At 63.8% G+C, this 21,512-nt stretch carries 16 protein-coding genes and 2 pseudogenes; 8 read left to right on the plus strand and 10 right to left on the minus strand.

What is annotated here, in order from left to right; all coding sequences use genetic code 11:
* Positions 1-1,482 carry a DUF2325 domain-containing protein gene (locus AC07PR_RS15620; protein ID WP_495135802.1) on the plus strand — a complete coding sequence of 494 codons (1,482 nt, stop codon included), beginning with the start codon at positions 1-3 and terminating at the stop codon, positions 1,480-1,482.
* A 532-nt stretch (positions 1,483-2,014) separates the two neighbouring features.
* Here AC07PR_RS15620 and AC07PR_RS15625 read toward each other — a convergent pair.
* From AC07PR_RS15625 to AC07PR_RS15640, 4 genes and pseudogenes are all read right to left on the minus strand, one after another.
* Complete coding sequence (locus tag AC07PR_RS15625) at positions 2,015-2,458, minus strand: hypothetical protein (RefSeq protein ID WP_495135803.1); 444 nt, start codon at positions 2,456-2,458, stop codon at positions 2,015-2,017.
* Between the two features lie 36 nt (positions 2,459-2,494).
* Positions 2,495-3,088, minus strand: coding sequence for a hypothetical protein (locus AC07PR_RS15630; protein WP_495135804.1), 594 nt, complete (start codon positions 3,086-3,088; stop codon positions 2,495-2,497).
* Position 3,089: 1 nt separating this feature from the next.
* On the minus strand, positions 3,090-4,787 hold the full coding sequence (locus AC07PR_RS15635; RefSeq protein WP_495135805.1) for a hypothetical protein: 1,698 nt from the start codon (positions 4,785-4,787) through the stop codon (positions 3,090-3,092).
* A gap of 262 nt (positions 4,788-5,049) precedes the next feature.
* Positions 5,050-5,667 (minus strand): annotated as a pseudogene (locus AC07PR_RS15640) (IS3 family transposase); the annotation flags it as partial.
* Positions 5,668-6,409: 742 nt separating this feature from the next.
* Here AC07PR_RS15640 and AC07PR_RS15645 point away from each other — a divergent pair.
* Positions 6,410-8,833, plus strand: coding sequence for a CHAT domain-containing protein (locus AC07PR_RS15645; protein WP_495135806.1), 2,424 nt, complete (start codon positions 6,410-6,412; stop codon positions 8,831-8,833).
* 11 nt (positions 8,834-8,844) lie between these two features.
* Positions 8,845-11,088, plus strand: a complete 2,244-nt coding sequence (locus AC07PR_RS15650; protein ID WP_495135807.1) for a hypothetical protein — start codon at positions 8,845-8,847, stop codon at positions 11,086-11,088.
* A gap of 314 nt (positions 11,089-11,402) precedes the next feature.
* Here the strand turns inward: AC07PR_RS15650 and AC07PR_RS15655 are convergent.
* Positions 11,403-12,021, minus strand: a pseudogene (locus AC07PR_RS15655) (tyrosine-type recombinase/integrase).
* Positions 12,022-12,247: 226 nt separating this feature from the next.
* Between AC07PR_RS15655 and AC07PR_RS15660 the strand changes: the two are divergent.
* A complete protein-coding gene (locus tag AC07PR_RS15660; RefSeq protein ID WP_495135808.1) occupies positions 12,248-13,024 on the plus strand; it encodes a TraB/GumN family protein in 777 nt (258 codons plus the stop codon).
* Positions 13,025-13,633: 609 nt separating this feature from the next.
* On the opposite strand, the gene AC07PR_RS15665 is transcribed toward AC07PR_RS15660, so the two are convergent.
* A complete protein-coding gene (locus AC07PR_RS15665) occupies positions 13,634-14,440 on the minus strand; it encodes an SDR family NAD(P)-dependent oxidoreductase (protein ID WP_495135809.1) in 807 nt (268 codons plus the stop codon).
* Positions 14,441-14,552: 112 nt separating this feature from the next.
* Between AC07PR_RS15665 and AC07PR_RS15670 the strand changes: the two genes are divergently transcribed.
* Positions 14,553-15,092, plus strand: coding sequence for a MarR family winged helix-turn-helix transcriptional regulator (locus AC07PR_RS15670; RefSeq protein WP_495135810.1), 540 nt, complete (start codon positions 14,553-14,555; stop codon positions 15,090-15,092).
* Between the two features lie 60 nt (positions 15,093-15,152).
* On the opposite strand, the gene AC07PR_RS15675 is transcribed toward AC07PR_RS15670, so the two are convergent.
* Positions 15,153-16,385 carry a serine hydrolase domain-containing protein gene (locus AC07PR_RS15675; RefSeq protein WP_495135811.1) on the minus strand — a complete coding sequence of 411 codons (1,233 nt, stop codon included), beginning with the start codon at positions 16,383-16,385 and terminating at the stop codon, positions 15,153-15,155.
* Positions 16,386-16,468: 83 nt separating this feature from the next.
* On the opposite strand from AC07PR_RS15675, the gene AC07PR_RS15680 reads away from it, so the two are divergent.
* Together AC07PR_RS15680 and AC07PR_RS15685 are read left to right on the plus strand one after the other, a co-directional pair.
* A complete protein-coding gene (locus tag AC07PR_RS15680; RefSeq protein WP_495135812.1) occupies positions 16,469-16,873 on the plus strand; it encodes a tautomerase family protein in 405 nt (134 codons plus the stop codon).
* Between the two features lie 148 nt (positions 16,874-17,021).
* Positions 17,022-18,140: an ABC transporter substrate-binding protein gene (locus AC07PR_RS15685; protein ID WP_377157290.1), complete on the plus strand. Its 1,119-nt coding sequence runs from the start codon at positions 17,022-17,024 to the stop codon at positions 18,138-18,140.
* 22 nt (positions 18,141-18,162) lie between these two features.
* Here the strand turns inward: AC07PR_RS15685 and AC07PR_RS15690 are convergent, their stop codons facing one another.
* The 3 genes from AC07PR_RS15690 to AC07PR_RS15700 form a co-directional block, all read right to left on the minus strand.
* Positions 18,163-18,555: a GFA family protein gene (locus AC07PR_RS15690; RefSeq protein WP_431101919.1), complete on the minus strand. Its 393-nt coding sequence runs from the start codon at positions 18,553-18,555 to the stop codon at positions 18,163-18,165.
* A 61-nt stretch (positions 18,556-18,616) separates the two neighbouring features.
* The gene (locus AC07PR_RS15695) at positions 18,617-19,228 is read right to left on the minus strand and encodes a hypothetical protein (RefSeq protein WP_495135813.1); all 612 of its coding nucleotides are present in this window, start codon (positions 19,226-19,228) and stop codon (positions 18,617-18,619) included.
* A gap of 122 nt (positions 19,229-19,350) precedes the next feature.
* Positions 19,351-19,848, minus strand: coding sequence for a DoxX family protein (locus tag AC07PR_RS15700; protein WP_495135814.1), 498 nt, complete (start codon positions 19,846-19,848; stop codon positions 19,351-19,353).
* A 426-nt stretch (positions 19,849-20,274) separates the two neighbouring features.
* Between AC07PR_RS15700 and AC07PR_RS15705 the strand changes: the two genes are divergently transcribed.
* Complete coding sequence (locus tag AC07PR_RS15705; protein ID WP_495135815.1) at positions 20,275-21,426, plus strand: carbohydrate-binding protein; 1,152 nt, start codon at positions 20,275-20,277, stop codon at positions 21,424-21,426.
* Positions 21,427-21,512: the final 86 nt, after the last annotated feature.

A 21,512-nucleotide genomic window follows, 5' to 3' on the forward strand; every position in this document is an offset into this window, starting at 1 on the left:
ATGTGCGACAAGCCCATCCCCACTTCGCTCCTGAGCCTGCTGGCGCGTCCCGGCGCGAGCGCTTCCGACCCGCTGGGCGATCTCCCCGTGCTGGCATCCGCCGCGGGCGCGGTGACGGGGGGTGGCGTCTTCATGCAGGAAGGCGACGTTGTTCCGTCCGCCATGGCGGGACTGCCGCTGGCGCAGGCGCTTGCGCGCGGCGAGGCTTCGCCCTTGTCCTCCGCCTCTTCGTCCTCGTCGTCCGACGACACGCCGGTGCCGCGCGGTTCGCGCCGTCGGCGCCTATGGGAACTGCCGGCGCAGGCGCTGTGCCCGGTGATCGGCGTGTGCCTGCCGATGCCGGTGCTGCGCCGCAAGCTGGGCAAGCTGCTCGGCGGCCAGGCGCTGACCAACGATTACGAGATGCACTGCGGCGCGATCAACGAATGCGCGCGCCGCGGGCCGGTGTCGGAGATGCTGCAAAAGGAGCTGGACCAGCGCTTCTCGATCGCGCTGCGACAGTCCGCGCAGCACAAGACGGCGGAATCGCTGACGCGCTGGTGGAACGCCGCGCAACAGGGGAACGACGTCGGCGGCGCGCTGTGGGGCGCGCTGACGCATGCGCGGTGCGACGCGGCGCTGCAGGAGCAGGTGCTGCGCGACATCCACATGCTGCAGCACCAGGTCGGCGCGGCGAACCGCGCGGACCTGCAGCGGCTCGACGAGCTGCAGGACGAGCACGCGATCCTGACGCGCGAACTGGCGCAGGCGCAGTCGCGCAGCACGCGGCTGCTCGCGGAGCGGGCCCGGGAGCTTGAGCTGTCGCAGGCCGAGTGCCTGCGCCTGCGCGGCGAGCTGCTGGCGCGCGACACGCTGGCGGCGGGACTGCGCGACGAGCTGCAGCAACTCGAAGAAAGCATCCCCGGCCTGCGCCATCGCCATGAGCAGGCGAAGCAGCTGCAGACGCAGCAGGACCGCATCCACCAGCTGGAGCGCGCGCTGCTGACCTCGCGCCAGCAGGCGGAACGCGAGCAGCGCCGCGCGGACGAACTGCAGCAGGCGCTGGCGTTGTCGGAGCGCCAACGGGACCAGCAGCAGACGCAGGCATCGCTGCAAGCCGATTCACAACCGGGCACGGAAGGCGCGCTGCCGTCGCTGGACGAGCGCTCGGTGCTGTGCGTCGGCGGCCGACCGGCGGTGGTGCCGATCTACCGCCAGCTGATCGAGCGCACCGGCGGACGTTTCCTCCACCACGACGGCGGCGAGGAAGACGCCGTATCCAAGCTCGACGCGAGCCTTGCGGCTGCGGACCTGGTGATCTGCCAGACCGGCTGCATCAGTCACGACGCGTATTGGCGGGTGAAGGACCACTGCAAGCGGCACAACAAGAAGTGCGTCTACATCGAGTCCCCGAGCGCGAGCGGCATGCGCCGCGCGCTGGGCTCGTTGAGTGTCGAAGAGCGAGCGGAAACAGCGGCCCAGCCGCAAGATCAGCAAGGCTGAGTCATCTGCTCGGCCGGCAATACTGAATCGGGGGTGATGGCTGCTTGAGGCTGATCTGCGTCACTCGCGGGCCAGTGCCTAAACGACAGCGCCTACGCAGACCGGTCATTGAAGGCCGCTGGCTCTGACCGGCTGATTCACTCCCGGAACCGGTCGCTCGACTGCGGCTCGAGCACTGTCCAGACACGAACGACTGTTCTCGCCCGTTGCGACAGGCGCATCACGCCCCGTTGCGGCCGCCGGCCCGCGCGTCGGGGCGTCAGCAATGTGCCCAAAGCCGAAATTCACGGGGCTATGCAGAACACAATTTAGGCCAGCAGGGCCGATCAAGGAGTTCGCCTGGCCGTGGGCTTGGCCATCTCGCTAGCACGGCGCATTGACCAGACAGTCTTCGGACTCATGGCCTGTAAGCCAGTGTCCGGCAGGGCCTAGCGTTTCCGCAGGCCCTTTGAAGCGGCACCGGTCCTCCCGCGACATCGAAATGCCGCGGCTACGCCCCCAGCCCGGCGTCTTGAACCGAGCCTGATCGCAATCAACCGCCCACGGGTGGATTAGGTTCAGGAGGCATGTTCGGCGCTTGCCCGGTTACGACCGCCGTGAGCGTGGTGGCCCACTGAGCCGCAAGCCGAACCATTGTTTGCACACGATTTGTCGCGGCGACGACCAGGCCGAGGTTCTTGTTCAAGGCGATGGTTCGCTCGACAACCTCGTCCTTCGGCGGAAAAGGTCCAACCACGATTCGGGCAAGGAACGCCCTATCAGCATCACTCATGCGCCCCATAGAGCTGGTCAGATCAAGAATATCTGCTTGCGCCTGGTTGCGTTCCTTATCCGACACGCTCCCGTTATCTTGGATCAGCTGCAGACGACCGATCTCTTGGCGCAACTTGGACAGGGCTTCGTCAGATTCCCGGGCGTAGACCGCCATCGGATGCTCGAGAAGCTCATTGAAGGTGAACTTGCTTGCCGTTGCCATTCATTTGCTCCTGTCCATGTTCTGCTGCAGCCCAACTTAGGGCTTGTCCGTCGACACAATTTTTTCGGCCGTGGAGTTAGCCGCCTTCGTTGCCTCCTCCTGTGCATTCTTGGCCTTGTCGATGCCTTCCTTGACCTCCTGCACGAAGTCAAGCAACTCCTTGGCCCTGGCCTCCCTCGATAGTTCAGCACCCATTTTTGCCGCCGACGCTTGCGCCGCTGTGATCGAGCTGGCGGTGCTTGGAATCGGCTGCAAAAGCGCATCCAGCCTTTGCTCGGCGCTCTGTTGATCTTTCGCCATCGCCGCTTTGGCGTTCTCGATGGCATCCGTGTTGACCAACATCGTCAGCCTCGCCGCTTCGCTGTTGCTATCTCCAGCCGCCACTCGGGCAAGCCGGCTCCTCTCAGCGGCGACGCTGGTGGTAGCCATCAGCCGTCGCTGCGTCTTCAGGGTCTCGAGACGCGAATCCTCCAGCGCGGACCAACTCTTGCGAAACTGCCCCAGCTGCACGTCAAGCGACGACATGAGAGCGACGGTGTTGTTTGCTTGGACTAGCGCCTCGGGCTGCGTCGCACACCCGGTCAGGCACAGGATCGCCAAGACCACCAGAAGAAAGCTCCGTTGCGACATATCAGTTCACCCCCACCGCCACGCCCAGCAGCATCAGGCTGTTGAACAATTGAATGATGTCTTGAGGCACCACGCCAGCAGCGCCCCACTGACCGAGCAAGTCAACGGACGGGTCCACCAGCCCCTTCCACTGAGCGATGCTCGACTCGGCGTACAGAAGAACCCCCTCGTACTGAAGCGCATAGATGCGGTAGTAGTTTTGACCGATATCCGCTCGCATCCGACCTTCGGCCTCCAGGAAACGTGACGAGGCTCGCCAAGCAGCGATCTTTGGTTCTAGAACTTCCTTCTTGACGGTAGTGCCAGGCTTGGATGCGACGGGTTGCAGCGCTTCGCCCCAGCCGACGTCCACTTCTGTGACGATGTTTTTCTCACCCTTGACGCTAGCCTTCTCGGCGACCTTCAGTGATTCGGTATACGCCTGCTCATAAGCATCGACCTGATCTTCGAGCGTCCCCATGATCTTTCTTTGAAGATCGATGATCGCTACCCGCCGTTCGACGTCTCGCTTCGCGGCGTCTAACCTCGCCTGCTCGATGTTCTTGCGCAGCACGAAGGGCGTCAGATTGGGGCGATCAGCTTTGGCGAAGGCCTCGTCGGATTTCTTCTGCATTGCAGGGATCAATGCCAACGCGACAGCCAAACGATTCGAGCCCGTCGGTGTGCCTTTACCCCCAACAGCAGCGTCATAAGTCGCCAAGAACTTGTCCAGAGATTCCAGCCGAACCTCTGAAAGCATCTTTCCAATGATCGGCTTCTCCTCAAGCTTCTTAGCGTCTCCCTCCCAGGTCTTCAACTTCTTAATGGCGTCATCTACCTTCTTCTGAGCTTCTGCACCTGACGTAGGCGTCAACTCCTTCTCAGCGGCCTCGTACTCTTTCTGCGCTACCTTCAAGGAGGCTGCAAGCAATTCCGCATCGCTCTTGTCTTTTTCCAGCGCAGCTTCCTCTTTCGCCAAAGCCAGCACGGCCTTGCCCAACTCACCAACTGGCGCAACCTTGTCGTTCGGCTGAATGATCTTTTGATGCTCTTCGATAGCCGTATTGAGCCTCTTGCAGGTAGCCGTCATAGCCGTCACAAACCCGGCGTACAACCGTGCTTTGTCAGATTCGTCCGCCGAGAAATTGCCTACCTGCTTGTCCAAGTAGTCAGTGCGCTTCTTGGCGTCCCCGACAAGGATCGTGCAAGTCGGCGCAGATACACCCAGCACTGCGATGCTTCCTGCAACTCGATCGCGGTTGTCTGTTTCCGTCCTGACCAATGTGGCCTTGGTCCGATATGACGTTGCCACAGCGACAGCCGCTTTTGCCACAACTGCCGACGCGGCACCTGCCGGCACCGGCGCACCGACGACCCGCTGTAGGCTCACACCAGCGTTGTCCCGGAACTCCGTGACGCTCCAGTCATAGGCCATCTGACTTGCGACGATGCCACGGCGCTTCAACCAGATCGCCTCTTCGGTCGCCAACTGCTCAGCCAGGGTCTTCTTCAGGTTTTGCCGGGGGACCTCGAGCTGAGCCTTGAGGTCAACTTTCGACCATGACTCCGTTAGCGCCTGACCTTGCTTGTCACGCTCAGGGCTGTGGATTCGGAAACGACCGTCCGTCGTACTGCATCCGGAAAGCAGCAGCGCCGCGATCCCGATTACGTTCATCGCTGCGAAATACGCGAACTTGTTGAGCCTGGCAACGCGATGCATAGACCTCCCTCATCGTTCTTGCCCTGTTATGAAGATGCGCTACTGGGCGGGTAGTCTGAACGAGTGTCCAGGCGCGCATGACGCGCTGTCAACGTGCAAACTCATCAATTCAGTGGACGTCAGGCGAGGTCGTTTTATCGCTCGTATGCCACGAGGCGCGTCAGTACCAGCAGCGCATCGTCTTGCTGGGCACGAAGGCAATCGTGACCTGCCCCCAGAACCCGTACCAGTCGATTTGAGGAATCCGCTGGGTGGAAGGAGATTAGTCCTGGGTTTGCAGCGGCGCCGGGACGGCGCCGCCGGTTGACTGTCGATGTAGCGCTGCGAACTTGGCCGGCGGCATCCGCCCGGAGCTGCTGTGCTGCCGCACCTCGTTGGAGTCGGTCCGCCAGCGCGCGATCTCTGTGCGCGCCTGCTTCAGGCTCTGGAACCAGTGCTCGTTGAGGCACTCGTCGCGGAACTTGCCGTTGAAGCTCTCGATGTAGGCGTTCTGAGTGGGTTTGCCCGGCTGGTTGAGGATGTGGCGCACGCCGTTGGCCTGCGCCCAGGCCATGAAGGCCCGGCTGGTGAACTCTGGCCCCTGGTCCGTTCGCACGGCCTGCGGGTAGCCACGGAACCGCGCCACCTGGTCCAGCACACGCACGACGTACGCGCCGCCGATGCCGTGGTCCACGGCGATGTCAACGCACTCATGGCTGAAGTCGTCGGTGACGGTCAGGCACTTGATGCGCCGCCCACTGGCCGGGCTGTCGCTGACGAAGTCCATGCTCCAGACTTCGTTGACGGTCTGGCATTCGTGCAGCGGCACGCGTTCGAGCTTCAGGCGCTGCTTGCCGCGGCGCTTGCGCACCGACAGGTCGGCCGGCTTGTAGAGCCGGTAGCTGATCCGCCGCGCGTTGGATGGAGCCACCACCGCCGCCAGGCATCCAATCGCGCTCCCTACCGCGGCAGCTAGCGGGGCACGGCGGCGGCGGTCGCCCCCAATTCTGATGAAAAACGGCAGCGCATGACCCTTGGGAGCCCATCGGCGTCAGCCATCATCAGGTAGGTGCATGGACTCCTAGGTGCCATGCAGATCGATGACTTGAAACTGCGACCGGCACGATGCGTCGGCAAGCAGGCAAAGGGAGAATGCGATGGCAGAGAAGCCGCGTGACTTTGACCGTTGGGTGGAGTTGACGCTTGTGCAGCGTGAGGAACACATTGAGATTCACTATCTCGATGAGACGGGCCGAATAGCCAGCGCTGATACTGGCCTAGGTCTCCGTTTCATAGGCCTCCCATTCCCCTCCCGTACGAGGTTTGATGTCGGCGCGTTCGTGGTGGCGCCCTCTGAGCTCGGATCGTTGCTGAGTTCTGCGTTCGAAGAATTCGATCGCATGCGGTATCACCTTCTGCCGAATCACTCACAAGAGGCCGTGCCCTGGCTTCTTCCGGTCTTTGTACGCCCCCCTGCTGGACTCGAGGCTCTGCCTTGGGAGCGATGGCTGCGGGAAGAGGTGCTGAGCGCTCCGAATCTTCACGACAGGTGTGTGGCAATCCGACTGCAAAGATCGCGGCGCAAGCCGGCTCCGCTGACGCTACCGCTACGAGTACACGACTCCCGTTGGCACGGTACCAGCATGCAGGCACTGCTGGCTCGGAACTGGTATGGGGGGAGCGACGACGCGGCGGAAGCAGTGCGCGAGCATGGCGTCGAGTTGACCGGCGCCAGCAAGGGGTTGCCGGTTCGCGGTAGTCGAATGCAGCCCCATGTGCTGATACGCCATGGAAGAGAAGACTCGGACGAGAACAGCAAAGCTCCCGTTTCCACGCGTCGTCTCGGTCTGATCGTCGAGGTTTACGACACAGGATTCGACTTCGGTGCGCCGGCTTCCGATGGACCTACTTTGCGGATTCGTCGCAATCATCGCCTTCCGCCCGATGCCGTCGACCCAATCGTCAACGTCGTGTACGGCTTGGTTCACGACTACTCGCTACACGAGCTACTTTGGATTCTGCGAAAGACGCAGCCTGGGCACAACTTCGAGCTGAGCTGCGCGCAGGATACAAATCACGCCCTTCGGCTCTCACGCGTAATGAACACCATGCGTACAGAGGTGTTGTCCGCTATGGCCCAGGATGGCCCCCTCAGCAGTCATGTAGCTGGGAAGCAGGAGCTGATAGATCTTGCCAACACGCTGGACTTTGACTTCACGCGAGAGCGCAACGGTCTAAGTGCCATGGCGATGGCAGTCAGGGCGATGAGAGCGCTCGAAGCCGATTTTAGATTTCAGCCGCCCTTCGAGTTTGATGCTCGTACGAACAGCCCCGACTCCTATCTGCTGAAGGATAGAAGACGCGTTGAAATCCTCCTGGACCGCTACGACGAATTTGGCGTAATCGACCCTATTCGCAAAGAAGGGCTGCGCACTCCCCTCAGAGCTGGCTGGCGCTACCGATTGGGCGTGCAGATCGGGCTACCTCACGCGGAGTACGACCTCCTTGATGAGGCGCCGCCCGACATCGACACGGCAATCAACTGGGAAGAGTTGGAAGGCGACCTGATAGAACTAGAGGTGTGCGTGTTCGCAAAGAGCTTCGAGTTGCTGTCACGCACCACTCAGAAGCTTGCCATCCGTCGGCACGGCGGCCCCTCTCGCCTTGTTCATTTCGAGTTGAAAGCTCCAAGTGATGAAGGGCATCACGATATGCGTGTGGTGCTGTTTGCACGCAACAACCTGGTTCAGTCCTTCCAGCTCACCGCTCGCGTCGCTTCTCCTGGGGGAGAGCAGGGTTACATCGAATATGGCCGACATGCCGTTCGGCTACGGCTTACCTCGTCCGCAGTGCATGGCCTCAAGGATGCCGAAGCGCTCGGAGTTCGCGAGCTGTCGGTCGCGCTGAACGATGACGCGACGCTGGGAGATCACACGTTGATGGTCAAAGGCAGCGGCATTGGCGTAGCTGCCCGGACTGATGAATACAAGATCACGACGATCAACAGACGTTATCGCGATGTTCTAAAAGCAGCCCACTCGAGTCAGGCGGACTCGGATGCCACTGTGCGAAAGATGGCACAGCTTGGTCGTGATTTATGGATTTGGCTCGCAAGCGCCACTGGCGGCGAGAAATCTCTGAACATGCTACGCAGCGAACAAAAGACGGTGCAATTCGTCCGTCATTCCAGCTTGCTCAGCATGCCGTGGCACCTGACCTACGACTTCCGTCTTCCCACGGGTGAAGAGTTCAAAACGGCCGCTATATGCCGCGCCGACTCCAATGTCGTCGCCGACTGGCCTCAACCCAACAAGCTCGGCTGCCGGCATCACCCTGGGAAAGCCGTGTTTTGTGTGGAAGGCTTTTGGGCGTTCCGGCACAAACTCGAACTTCTTAGCGAAGAGGTAAAACAGGGTGAGACGCTTTCGCGTGTCGATGTCGTCCAAGCGCACTCTTCACACCCTTTGCTCACGTTTGGCGGCAGCCTGGGGCTGGCGCTGGAGAACAAGGCTGAGACAGCTTGGTGCGATACATACGCTGGACGCTTTCACCGTATTGCGGTCGCAGACGCTCCAGGCGACGATGGCCTCTGGAGTGTCAAAGTGCAGCCCGCATTGCTCGTACTCCTCAGCCATTTGCATGCGGCTGACGAAGACACCAACCTCGAGAGGCGCGTCTACGCCTGCCTGCCCACGAACCATGAGTCACACGAAATTAGCGCGGGACGACTGACCGCGGCAAAGGTCAAGAACCTGCCATGGAAGTCTCCAAGACCGATCGTGCTGCTGATGGCTTGCGAATCGGCTCGCCAGGACACCCATGAGCTAGTGACGCTCACTGATGCCTTCCTACAGTCTGGCGCTGCGGCAGTAATTGGAACGGAATGGACTGTTCGGGCCGGCGAAGCCGTTTCCTTTGGGCAGCGAGCAGCTGAAGCCCTTCTACTCAAAGAGATCAAGCTCGGCGAAATGATGCAAGCCTATTACCGGAACGCGCTGACTGGCGGCGCAAAGGTGCCGATGTTGTTTACGGCATATGGCAACGCAGACCTGTGGGTCGCGCAATGAGGGAGATCATCGTGAAAGCAATCGGACTTGCTGGACTGCTTGTAGCCTTGTTGACTCTCGTACAGCCGAGCTTGGCAGTTGCTGCGCCTGCCAAGGTCACCCTGCTCGGCGAGGCTACGGGGATGTCATTCAGTGCCGCCGATTCGGAGACCGAGGTGTGGATCCAAGTGCAGCTCCCGGCTGGCTTGAACGGAACTTCGATCACGCCCAACGTGCAGTCCATCCTGTTCGACAAGAAACCGGATATCGAAAGCATGCGCAGGTTCACTGCGGGCAAGCCGCTTTCGACCGACAAGGATAAGCAGCCTGCCGTTATCCTGAAGATCACTGAGATCGAGAAGCTGCCACCTGGCGTCTATGCCGTTACTGTCGCCTTTGCTGGCGAAAAGGTTGATCTCGAGCCGCTGACGCTCAACCTCGAACGTCGCGCCGCGCAACTCGCACCTGCGACCAAGCAGGTGGTGGAAGTAACGCGAGGATCGTTTGGCGCAGATGCGGCACCGCAGTCATTGCGGCTCAATGCTCTGTCCGACCGCAGAAGCTCGGCGCTGCGCGATGCAACGGTGTCGCAAACGCCCTTCGTTGAAAGCGGCGGCTCGCAATCGTCAGGCGAGCTAACTCCTAGGCTTGCCTCCAACAAGGCGCGCGCCGGTGATGGGATAGACGTGAAGTTCGCTCCACAGAAGTTCTCCGTCGGCATCGCCACAGGGAAGGTCGCCATCGACAGCCCTGATCTCAAGACGCCTTACACCTTCGAGGTGGAAGTCCGCACGAAGCTGTCTGCGATCTGGCTGGTGGTGATCGTGCTCACCGGGATCGGATTCGGCTACCTGCTTCGAATCTTCCTTCAACACCGCCTTGAGGTGCGCGAAGCGCAAGACCGGGCAGCTGACTTGCTGCTTAAAGCCCGGGTGGAGTTCGAACGCACGCCGGACCGGACGTTCCAAGAGGGAGTGCTCGACGAGATCGTGGCGTTAGAGGAAGCGGTTGCAGGCAAAGAAGTCCTAAACATCACCGCGGCGGTTTCCAAGCTAGAAGGAAAGCTCGATGCAGCGCTGCTGGCGCTGCATCAGCGGCTAGAGCTACAGCGCCAAGCTATAGCCGAGGCTGCCGAATTTGCATCCACGCCTGGCAACTTGCCCTCGTCCATCCGCGCCGTTCTGTCAACGCTCGGATCGCAAGCGGAATTGGCGGTCGGCATGATTCGGTCGAGAGATGGTGACAGCGCCAAGGAGGTGCTCGCCACTGCGGTCCGTGCGGCCTTGTCAGAACTTCAGGCAAGCGGAAGCCGGGAACAAACTCTCGCCACCCTTTCGACGCGCTCGTATGAGGCGCTACTTCCTTTTATGGATGAGCGAAGGACCGCACCTACGAGTAAGGAGAAACTGGTTAGCCTCACCACCGTATCAGGGCCGACCTCACTGACCAGCATCGAGAACCTCGCGGACGCCTCGACTTATGTGAAGGCTTGGGTGGCTGCGGCACTTACACGTGAGTCCGGCGTCACGCAGCTTGCAGACCTCCTTGAACAGGATGCACAGGCGTTGGTTGCCTTAGGCAAAGAAAGAGTATGGGGACCTGTGGATGTCCTCAAAGACGTGACTGGGAGGGTCGTCGCCACCACCAAAGCCTTGGCGGCCCAAGCTCGGGACGATATGGCAAAGGCCGATCCATTCGGCGCATTCAGGGCAGACCCGTCCGCTCCCTTGGAAGCTCGCAAACAGTTTCTTGCCAAGGTAGTAGCGAGCCGCACAGACCTTTCCGCTGAAGCTGCCGCTGGCTATAGCAAAGAGCTAAAGGAGAACCACTTCTTTCAAGCGTTGGGCAACCTGCCGGATCCTCGAGCGGAAATGGACGAGGCGAACTTGGAGCTCAAGATGGAGAACGTCGTCCCATCAGATGACGCCAACGCGCCGGCGCCGGCAGATCTACAGCCTCCCGACCTGACGCCCCAGACTCTGCCGCCCGCTCCGCCACTAGGTATCCGGTACACAAAGGCCATCAGGCTGGATTCTGCCCAGGCCTTGCGCGCATTCAAGGCCCGCACTCGGAGCGAGATCGCAGCCGTGACAGGCATCCAAACAGCAGCAGCAGCCGTCATCCTGGGGGTCGCCAGCTATGCCATCTTTGGCGATCGGTTCATCGGAACCTGCTCCGAGCTCGCGGGCCTGTTCTTTTGGGGCTTCACCGCCGACCTCTCAGTGGCCAAGCTAACCGAGCTCTCAGGCGGCCTGGCGGCAAAGCCGAAGGCGTAGGCGACCGTCCCCAACGGCGGGGCGGTCGGCACGAAAACGGACAGAGGATCTCAACCGAGCGGCGGTCGTTGAACCGAGGGGCCGTTCGCAGCCTGTGGCGTTCAATGGCGCGACGCCGGGGACCGACCGCAAACGCTGCGGCAAAGTCCTTCGTCGTCGATCCCGACCTTCCGCTTAGGGCACAGCGCTGCCGTTCGCGGCGATGCGTCGGAACCGAGAAGCTGGCCGTGAGCTTCGACCGGCCCTGGTATCCGGAAGCACGCGCTGCGGCCGGCCGACGGGCCGTTGGCAAAAAGCGGCCGCCAGGTGGCCTTTCAGATTTCCGTCTGCTCCGAAATCTCGAGTGCGTCATCCACTTCGATACCAAGGTACCGGACCGTCGACTCCAGCTAGGAGTGCCCAAGCAGCTGCACGGCTCGCAGGTTCTTGGTCAGCCGATAGATCAGAGTCGACTTGGTCCTCCGCATCGAATGCGCCCCATGGTCGGCAGGATCAAGCCCAGTTTCTCCACCCAGCCTTCCAGGATCCGGGCGCACCGCCGATTCCCTAGATCCGGTAAGCAGTGCATTCGACTGGGAACAGAAAGTCCTCAGCTCTCAATCCGGCTTGCTTGAACCACTGTTGCACGGCGTCGCGAGTCGCCGGCGCAATCTCGAATTGAACGAGGCGCTGTGTTTTGTGCTGCATCACCACCACGCGGCTGGCTACAGCGTCGCCGTGACAGACCCTTCGCACCTTAAGCGAGACGAGGTTACATCCTCGACGTTTGCTGTCGATGCCGAGATTGAACGGCGCGAGCTCGCGAACGAGGTTCTCCATCTGAAGCCGGACTCGAAGTGCCCAGACGTCCTTGACTCTAAGCGGCGTCTTCTGGCCGACGATCTTGGCCTTGTTCGACGGCTCGCGCGACAGGGTGTTCGCTGCTAATCCCATGATGGTCTCCCATCGAGTTGATGGGCCATCAAGCTTGCGCCTTGACCGCACTGGTCGATCAGGGTGCGGGACGGCTCCGGTCCCTGCAATCCAACATGGTCAGCTTTGCGGCTCTTGCACGACCTGGGGCGACCGGCCAAGAGCGGCCGCTCACGAATGCGGGCATTAGGGTAGCCTGACTGAACGTGCGTGCACGCACCCTCTACATCCTTCTTGCGAGGCCTTGATGCTTTGGAAAATTCGCGGCACTGACATTTTTATCCTCGGATCGGTCCATGTAGCCGATCGACCGCTGACGCTTTCGACCCTTGCGCTGGCGGCGTTGGATGCTGCGGAGGTCTTCGGGTTTGAAGCGAACTTCGAGTTTGAAGTGGATCGGAGGCTGACGCATCTCAAGCCGAATGACGCGCTTAGCAAGCACATCTCTGCAGATCTATTCGCTGACACTCGAAAAGCATGGATTGAACGTGATCTTCCGGAAGGAGAGCTGGAGCGCAGAAGACCAGCGTCAGTCGTGTTCTCAATCGCCCACGTCGACCGGGAGAAGCGGGGCTTCAAACAGTCCCTGGGCGTAGACCACGCCATGCTTGCCCGCGCAAAACGCGAGAAGAAGAAGCTTTACTTTTTGGAGTCCAAGAACGACGGCTATGCGCCATTCGCCACTGCACCTGCAACTGAGCTTGAGCTCTTCCTTGCGAAAGCTGTTCGAAATCCTGAAGAGGGGCTGCAGGACGTTGCCACACTGGTCAACGGGTGGGCAAACGATGATCTGGATGCGATTGAGCAGGTAGGCGCACGTGCGCATGCCGCGATGCCATCCTGCTTTTCCGTAGCGATTGCCGGTCGAAATAAGGCGTGGGAGCGCCATTTGGTTCGGCTCATCTTGGCCAAAAAGAAGGCTGTCATCATTGTCGGTGGGTTGCACATGGTCGGCTCGGACAATCTGCCCACATTGCTGAGCCGTGCGGGATACGAGTGCATTTGGCTCGGGAACAAGTCGTAGGCCATCGCTAGCATTTGCGGAAATCATGGCTAGTGTCACCTGACGGCAAAGGAGCAGCCGGGCATCCTTTTGCAATGGCCTTTCGAGACGGAGCTGGGCGCTATGCTCAACCTGCACTTTGGGCGACCGCTTTTGTGGCGGTCAGTTGGGGTAACCCACCGGCTGAAGGCGGTTGAAAGAGCTGGTCCGACGCTTCAAGCAGCAGACGTTCACGCCGCGTCGACGGGCAGACCGGCCGCCCGGCAGCTTAGGAGGCTGCTGCGCCCCTGACAGCGGTCGTCGCTGCTACCGCGTCGTCAGCTGGGCCGATGACGGCTTCGTGTCCCGAAGCGTGAGCCGGGCTAATGGCTGCGGAAGACTGCAAACGCTGGCGGATTCAACCCCACGAACCCACCGTGCGCCACGGAGTCGCTTGGAGCACCCACCGGTATCCGCGCTGAGATCTTTGGCGAACCAACCATAGATCCAGTCAGCGACGGCAAGAAGTGCGTCCACATCGAGTCCCCGAGCGCCAGCGGCATTCGCCGCGCGCTGGGATCGCTGAGCAGTGCCGAGGCCGAGGACACCGCAGCGCCTCAAGCCGCGCGGGAACTCTGAGCGATCCGGTCCTCAGGCAACGCCGTAGCGCGACGCCGGCTTGCCCGTCTGCGTCGCGGCGAACAGCTGGGTGCGAGCGACGTCGTACGCCTTCAGCAGGCCGTCGTTCTCGACGGAGGGCAGCGTGACCAGCTCGCCCTGGTCCAGCCCGCGCAGCGCTGCGTCCACGCAATCCTCGGCGCTCATGACGGTCTCCTTCGCCAGCGCCTCCAGCGGCACGCCGGAGACCTTCTCCGACCAGATCTCCGTGGCGGTCGACGCCGGCAGGACGGCCTGCACGCGGACCTTCGAATTCGAGGCGGCCAGCTCGTCTTGGATCCCGCGCGAGTAGTTCAGCACGTAGCCCTTGGTGCCGCTGTAGATGGCGCTGATCGGCAAGGCATGGAGCGCCAGCACCGAGGCCACGTTGATGATCGTGCCCGCATCGCGCTGCTTGAACAGCGGCAGGACGGCTTGCGTCAGACTGGTCAGCGCGACGATGTTCACCGCGATCTGTTCCGCGGTGCCTTCGGCGGCCGCGCCGACCGCCGAGCCCAGGCGCGCCAGGCCGGCGTTGTTCACCAGCACCTCGATGCTGGCGTCTTCGCGCAGTACTGCTTCGACCTTGCGGACGTCGTCCGACTTCGCGAGGTCGGCGACCACGGTCCTGACGGTCACGCCATGCTTGCTGGCGAGGTCCTTCGACAGCGCCGCGAGGCGATCCGCCCGGCGGGCGACGATGACGAGGTCATAGCCGCGCGCGGCCAGACGATCGGCGTAGACGGCGCCGATGCCCGAGGAGGCACCGGTCACGACGGCAGTTTTCTTGGAGGAAACCATGGCGTACTTTCGACAATTCTGTTGAGTGCTCAATGAATTTCATTGAGGGCTCAAATGTACACTTGGCGCTCTGGGGTCTGTCAATGGTTTTGTGCTCAACTTTTCCCGCTGAATGAAGAACACCCGAAGCCGCGCGGCACCGCGAAACGAGCCGCAGGACACCGATGAACCGGGCGCATGGGTCCTGCCCGCGTGCAACAACACGTCATTGCGCCGGGCGGCGCGACGCCTGGGAAGTCTGTATGACGCGGCCCTGGAGCCGCTCGGGCTGAAGGCGACCCAGTTGGGCCTGATGGCGGAGATCGAGCGGATCAGGGCCGAGAACGAAGGCCAGGCACCGACGCTTCAGGCGCTGGCGACGAAGCTCGCCATCCAGATCTCCGCGCTGACGCATGCGCTGCGACCGCTGGTGCGCGACGGCCTCATCGAGCTCCAGGTGGACGAGCGCGACAAGCGCGCCAAACGCGCCGTGCTGACACCGGTCGGCACCGCCCAACTGCACGCCGCTCTCGCGAGCTGGGCGGAGGTCAATCAGCGATTCGAGGCGGTGCTAGGGGTCGAAGCAGCCGCGGCCCTGCGCGCAGTGGCGGACCACGTCGCGTCCGACGAGTTCATGTCGGCGTTCGAGGCGGATCGCGAGAGCACGAGCTAGCAAGGACTGACCCTTGCGATGGTGAACCGTCCTGTGGGATTCCGTTGGGCGATTCGCTGCTCAGCCATACACCGCGCGCCGCACATCCCGATGCAGCGCCTCGTCGAACGGGAACTTCTGGGCGAAGAACACCACCGCGAGCCGGTTCGCCGGGTCGACCCAGAACAGGGTCGACGCCGCGCCGCCCCAGGAGAATTCGCCCACCATGCTGGCCGGCTCATCGCCTGTCGTCGGCGCGATGCGCACCGAGCCTCCAAGCCCGAATCCGAGACCCGGGCTCTTCAGGAAGTGACGTGGCGAGATGGCCGGATCCAGGTGATCGACGAGCATGAGCTTCACGGTCGCCGGGCGCAGCACGCGCACGCCGTCGAGCTCGCCTTCGCCCAGCAGCATGCGCGCGAAGCGCAGGTAGTCGTCGATGGGACCGATCAGGCCCGCGCCGCCGCTGGCGAAGGTGAAGGGCATGTCCTGCTCTCGCTGAGGCGGACCACCGTCGGGCAGGCGGTAGGTCGCGGCCATCCGGCTCTTCAGCGCTTCGGGCTGCGTCCAGTCCGTCTCCTGCATCCCCAGCTGCCGCAGGATGTGACGGCGGACGTGTGCGTCGAAGGGCTCGTCGCCGAGCACCTCCACCAGGCGGGCCACGATGTCGGTGGAGGTGCCGTAGTGCCAGGCCGTGCCCGGCTCGTGGCGCAGCGGCAGCGCGGCCACCGCGCGACTGAACGCCGCCAGGTCGGGCGCCGTCTCGAGCGGATTCGCCGCGCGGAAGGCGCGGTCGGCCGGGCCGTCCTCCATCGCGTAAGTGAGGCCCGACGTGTGCCGCAGCACGTCCCGCACGAGGATCGGACGCGCAGCCGGCCGTTCGCCTCGACCATCGTCGGCGTGCACGCGCATGGACTTGAACTCCGGCAGGTAGCGCGCGATCGGATCGTCGAGCCGGAAGCGCCCCGCATCCCACAGACGCATGAGCGCCACCGACGCCACCGGCTTGGTCATCGACCAGATGCGCGCCAGCGTGTCGCGAGCCATCGGCCGACGCGCTTCCACATCAGCGAGACCGAACGCGCCGAAGTAGCGCTCCGCCCCGCCCTGCCAGACCACGGCCGACACGCCCGCGGCGCGGCCATCGGCCACCGCGCCGCGGAGCATCCGCTCGATGCGCCGCGGCGAGAACCCGGACCAGGGCGTGCCAGCGGAACGGGAAGTCCCGCCCGGGCTGGCCGTTGCGGCAATGGCCGCGGCGGGCGCCGCCAGTGCAGCGCCGAGGAGATGGCGACGAGAAGGGGCTTGCGTCATGACCCCATGCTAGAGCCGTACCTGCCTGTAGTCTGAAGCGCCGCCTCTTTCGCAGATCATCTGCATCAAGCTCTGGAGTCCCCGTGCCCTACCTGCAGCTGGACGTCAACGACCACTATCCCGCCGCCACCAAGCAGCGCCTGGCCGAGCGCATGAGCCGCACCTACGCCGAGATGATGTCCGTGGACATCCGCCGCATCAGCGTCGCGATCCGCGAACTCGGCGAGGGCGGCGTCTGGCGCATCCCCGACGCGGATGGCCCGCCGGTGCCCGTCTCGCTGATGATGCTGGACATCCGCCAGGGCCGGCCGCCCGAACTGCGCATGGCGCTGGCCAAGGCGCTGTGCGCCCATTGCATCGACATCCTGGGCTTGCGCGAGGATCGGCTCAACGTCGAATTCACCCAGCACACCGGCGACGAGATGTACCACCCGACACTGGGCGGCTTCAGCCCGGACTGGACGCCGGGCGAGGGTTCGCTTCCCTGAACCTTCTTTCGGCTGAACCTTCTTTCGGCTGGCAGCTGCCGCTTGTCGCCGCACCCGGCCGCCGTTCTCCCAGTCGCCCAACTGTTACCGCAACCATCATCGTATTGATCACAATGGCCGGTCCTGCACGCCTGTTGCCGCATTGACCATGACCCTCGCTTTCGCCCGCCGCGCCCGCCGCCTGATCACCCTCCTGTGCCTCGCGGCCGCCTCGACGGCGCATGCCGACATCGTCATCGGTCAGGTGGCTCCGTTCACCGGCCCCCAGGCGGTCACGGGCAAGGCGATCCGCGCCGGCGCCAAGCTGTGGATCGACGAGGTCAACGCGCGCGGCGGCGTCCGCGGCCAGAAGATCAAGTTCGTCACCCGCGACGACGCCAACAAGCCCGAGGACACCGTCCGGCTGGTCAAGGAACTGATCGCCGCGGACGCGCCCACCGCCCTGATCGGCACCGTCGGCACCTCCAACCTGGAGGCGCTCAAGCAGGACGGCGTGCTCGAGAAGTCCCACGTTGCCATGGTCGGCGCGGTCTCCGGCGCCAACAGCGTGATCACCGCGCGCGGCATGTACCCGGTCAAGGCCAGCTACCGCGAGGAGGTCGACCGCCTCTTCAAGCAGCTCAGCGAGATGGGCCGCACCAAGGTCGCCATCGTCTACCAGGACGACGGCTTGGGGCGTGACGCGCTCGCGGGTGCGCAGGCGTCGGCGAAGACCTACGGCCTGTCGCTGGTCGCGCAGTCGGGCTACGCCCGCAACACCACCGAGGTCGGCAAGGCGGTGGCTGACATGATCAAGCAGTCGCCCGACGTGATCTTCCTCGCCGCGACCACCGCGGCCGCCATCGAGTTCACCGACAAGTACCAGAGCGCGGGCGGCCGCGCCGGCCTCTACGGCATGTCCATCATCGACGTGCAGGCGCTGCTGGCCAAGCTCGGCCCGGATCGCGCGCGCGGCTTCGCGTTCTCGCTGGTGCTGCCCACCGACGACCGCGCCGACCGCGAAGTCGTCCGCGACTACCAGCGCCTGCGCGGCAACGCCAAGGACGCGGACCTGTCCTCGCGCTCGCTCGAGGGCTTCATCGCCGCCCGTGCGCTCGTGAAGGCGCTGGAACGCACGCCGGCCGCCGGACCCGCGGCCCTGAGCGAGGCCCTGGAGCGCGGCTTCGAGACCGACGTCGGTGGCCATCGCCTGACCTTCGGCAAGGGCCCGACCTCGCGCTACGTGGACTTCGCCGTGCTCGGCGCGGGCGGCAAGCTGGTGCGTTGAGCCCGGCGCCGCGAGGCGCGCCTCAGTAGTGCTCCGCCTCCGCCGGCGGAACGACCCAGCCGTGCTTCCGACTCTCGTAGACCGACACGCCTGGCGCCGGAAAACCCGGATCGGCGAACGCGCCGACCGGGACGGCGATGAAGTCCGGCATCGCCTCCATCTCGTAATAGACCGTCGCACCACAGGTCGGACAGAAGTGGAAGATCGCGCGGGTGCCTTCATCACCGGTGATCGCGTAGGTCGACGAGACGCCCGACGGGGTCACGTCTTGACGACGGAACCGGGCCTGCTGGGCGAACGGTCCGCCGGTCCTGCGCTGGCAGTTCAGACAGTGGCAGATGGAGATGCGGACCGGCTCGCCCACGACCTGGGCCGTGAGCTGACCGCAACTGCAGGAGGCGAGGCGTTGAGTCATGGCGACAGACTACCACCGGCCCGGGCCGGCGGTCTCGCCGCTCAGCAGGGACCGGGTCCGGTCAGGCTTGGGCGGGCATGAAGGTGCCGATCAGCGCCATCACGATGAACAGACTTCCCAGCACGATGGCGATCCAGTTCAGCGCGCCGAAGCGATCGTTGCGGGGCCGGCTCGGCGTGACGGTCTCGTTGACGGCGTTCATCGCGCTCTGCACCGGCATCAGGAAGGCCGGCGCGACCATCGCGATCCACCACACCGGATCCGGCGCCTTCCACATCAGCGAAAAGACGATCCAGGCGGCGGCCAGGCCGCCGGCACTGAGCGCGTCTTTCGCATTCACGCCCGCGCCCAGCTGCGAGTCACGCACCCGGCCGAACAGCGACCAGACGAAGAACACCGCGAAGATCGCGCGCATCGCCGGCAGGATGGACGACTTCTCGCGGTCGCGCACCAGCGTCCATTGCTTGTAGAGCCAGTAGACGCCGTAGAGCTGGAGCGTGACGGTGCACATCACCAGCAGCTTGAGCGGCGAGACGGAGAACCACATCGGCTGGCCCAGGGCCTGCTCGGGCGCGACGGCCTCGACGCGGGCCTGGGGCGGCGCGAAACGCGCGGCGATGTCGGACGTGGTGTCGGTCGGCAGCGCCGCGGCCGACTCCGGTTGCTGGGACATGAGATTTCCTCCCTGAAGGCATTGAACAAGACGCCGGGCCGGGGCGCGAGTCTGTGGCTCGCTGCCGCGCCGGCGCGCAGGGCGGCATGATGCCCGCTGCAGGAAATGCCTCAGGTCCCGATCTACCCTTTCCTTGCCTGGGTGCGTGACGGATTGAGCATCCTTCCATCCATCGCATACGCCCCGCCGCCTCGCACGACGACGTAGGCCGCGAGCACCGCCATCAGCGCCGGGTACTCGATGCCCCGGTCGATCCACGGCCAGGTCGGACCGAGCGCGGCGCAGATGCCGATCATCTCCATCGTGAACGCGAGCGCCACCCAGCGCGTGCAGAAGCCGATGGCCAGTGACACCGCGCCGACGGTCTCCAGCAGCATGACGAGGAAGGCCAGCTGCGGCGCGAAGGGCAGGCCCATCACCTGGTCGATGAGCCGGATCGAGCCGGCCATCGGATCCGCCATCGACCCGTGCGAAGTCCCCAGCGCCTTCGGCAGTCCATGCGTGAACAGGATGGCGCCGAAGGCGAACCGCAGCAGCGCATACGCCGCCGGTTCCAGGCGGGCGGCCGCGCCACGTAGCGGCGTCACACGCCGTGAATCCGGAAGGGGGACGGTGGTCATCGCGGGGACTCTCCAGTTGCTGTTCGAGCGCATTCTTCGGATCCAGACCCCGCCGGTCGAGAGGCGCTCACGAGCTTGTGAATTCAACGCGTCTCAACAATGGCCGCGCCCACGCTGCGCGGATCGTCACGAGGGCAACACCTGGATACCGACGCGCCCTCCGAATTGCCAACGCACAACCGCTTGTCACCAACGAAGCGAAGTTCCCAGGGTTTTCCCGAGAGACATACTGAAAGCGCTTTCAGATAGTCATGCCGGAGAGGCGGCGGCGCATCGACGAGCGATCGGCGATGCGCCAGCAGCCCCACGGGCTTACTTGATCTCGGGCGTCGACACCCGGTCCTTGCGGCCGGGCCCCCTGGAGACGCCGCTCCTGTCCTTCGCGCGCGTTTCCTCCATCACCACCACTGGTTCCGAGGAGATCCCATGACACGCTGGATTCGATCGCTCGCCGCGGTCGCGGTCGCCCTGACGGGCGTCGCGGCGCAGGCACAAAACTGGCAACTCGTCTGGCAGGACGAATTCACCAACAGCATCGGCCCGCAATGGCGGTTCGAGACCGGCACCGGCTCGGGCGGCTGGGGCAACAACGAGCTGCAGTACTACCGGCGCGAGAACGCCACCATCGAGAACGGCCAGCTCGTGATCACCGCGAAGCGCGAGGACTTCGGCGGCATGCGCTACACCTCCGCGCGCATGACGACGCAAGGCCTGGCCACCTTCAAGTACGGCCGCATCGAGGCGCGCATCAAGGCGCCGTCGAGCTCCGGCATGTGGCCCGCGTTCTGGATGCTGGGCAGCAACATCACGTCGGTGGGCTGGCCCGCCTCGGGCGAGATCGACATCATGGAACACGTGAATGCCGACGCCGACATCCACGGCACGATCCACTGGCAGGGTCCGGACGGCGGCCACGCGTCCTACGGCGGCCACACGGCCACCAACGTCGCGGACTACCACGTGTACGCGGTCGAGTGGGACGAGAAGTTCCTGCGCTGGTTCGTCGACGGCCGCGAGTACCACGTCGCAGACATCACCAACAGCGTCAACAGCACCGAGGAATTCCATCGCGACTTCTTCCTGCTGCTGAACCTGGCGGTCGGCGGCAACTGGCCGCAATGGAACATCGACGAGAGCAGGCTGCCCGCGAAGATGTATGTGGACTACGTGCGCGTCTACAAGAAGGACGGCGGCACGCCGGCGTTCACGACGACGCTGCAGGCGGCCAACTTCGCGCTGCAGTCGGGCATGCAGCTCGAGGCCTCGAGCGAAGGCGGCCAGAACCTCGGCTGGATCGAGACCGGCGACTGGGCCGTGTGGAACCTCAACCTGCCGCAGGGCGGGACCTACACGGTCGAGTACCGCGTCGCCAGCCTGAACGGCGGCGGCAGCCTGCAGCTGGAGATGGCGGGCGGCACGCCGGTGTACGGCGCGGTGAACGTGCCCGCGACCGGCGGATGGCAGAACTGGACGACGGTCTCGCACCGCGTCACGCTGCCGGCCGGCCAGCAGCAGATCGCGGTGAAGGCCAACGGGCCGGGGTGGAATCTGCGGTCGGTGAAGATCACGAAGTCGTGATCTCTGAGTATCGTTTCCCCTGTTGGGGCGAATGACGCGAGGCTCCGGGGCTGGTCCAATCGGCCGGCTCCGGAGCCTTTTCATTT

This window comes from Roseateles sp. GW821-FHT09H11 (assembly GCF_059415845.1).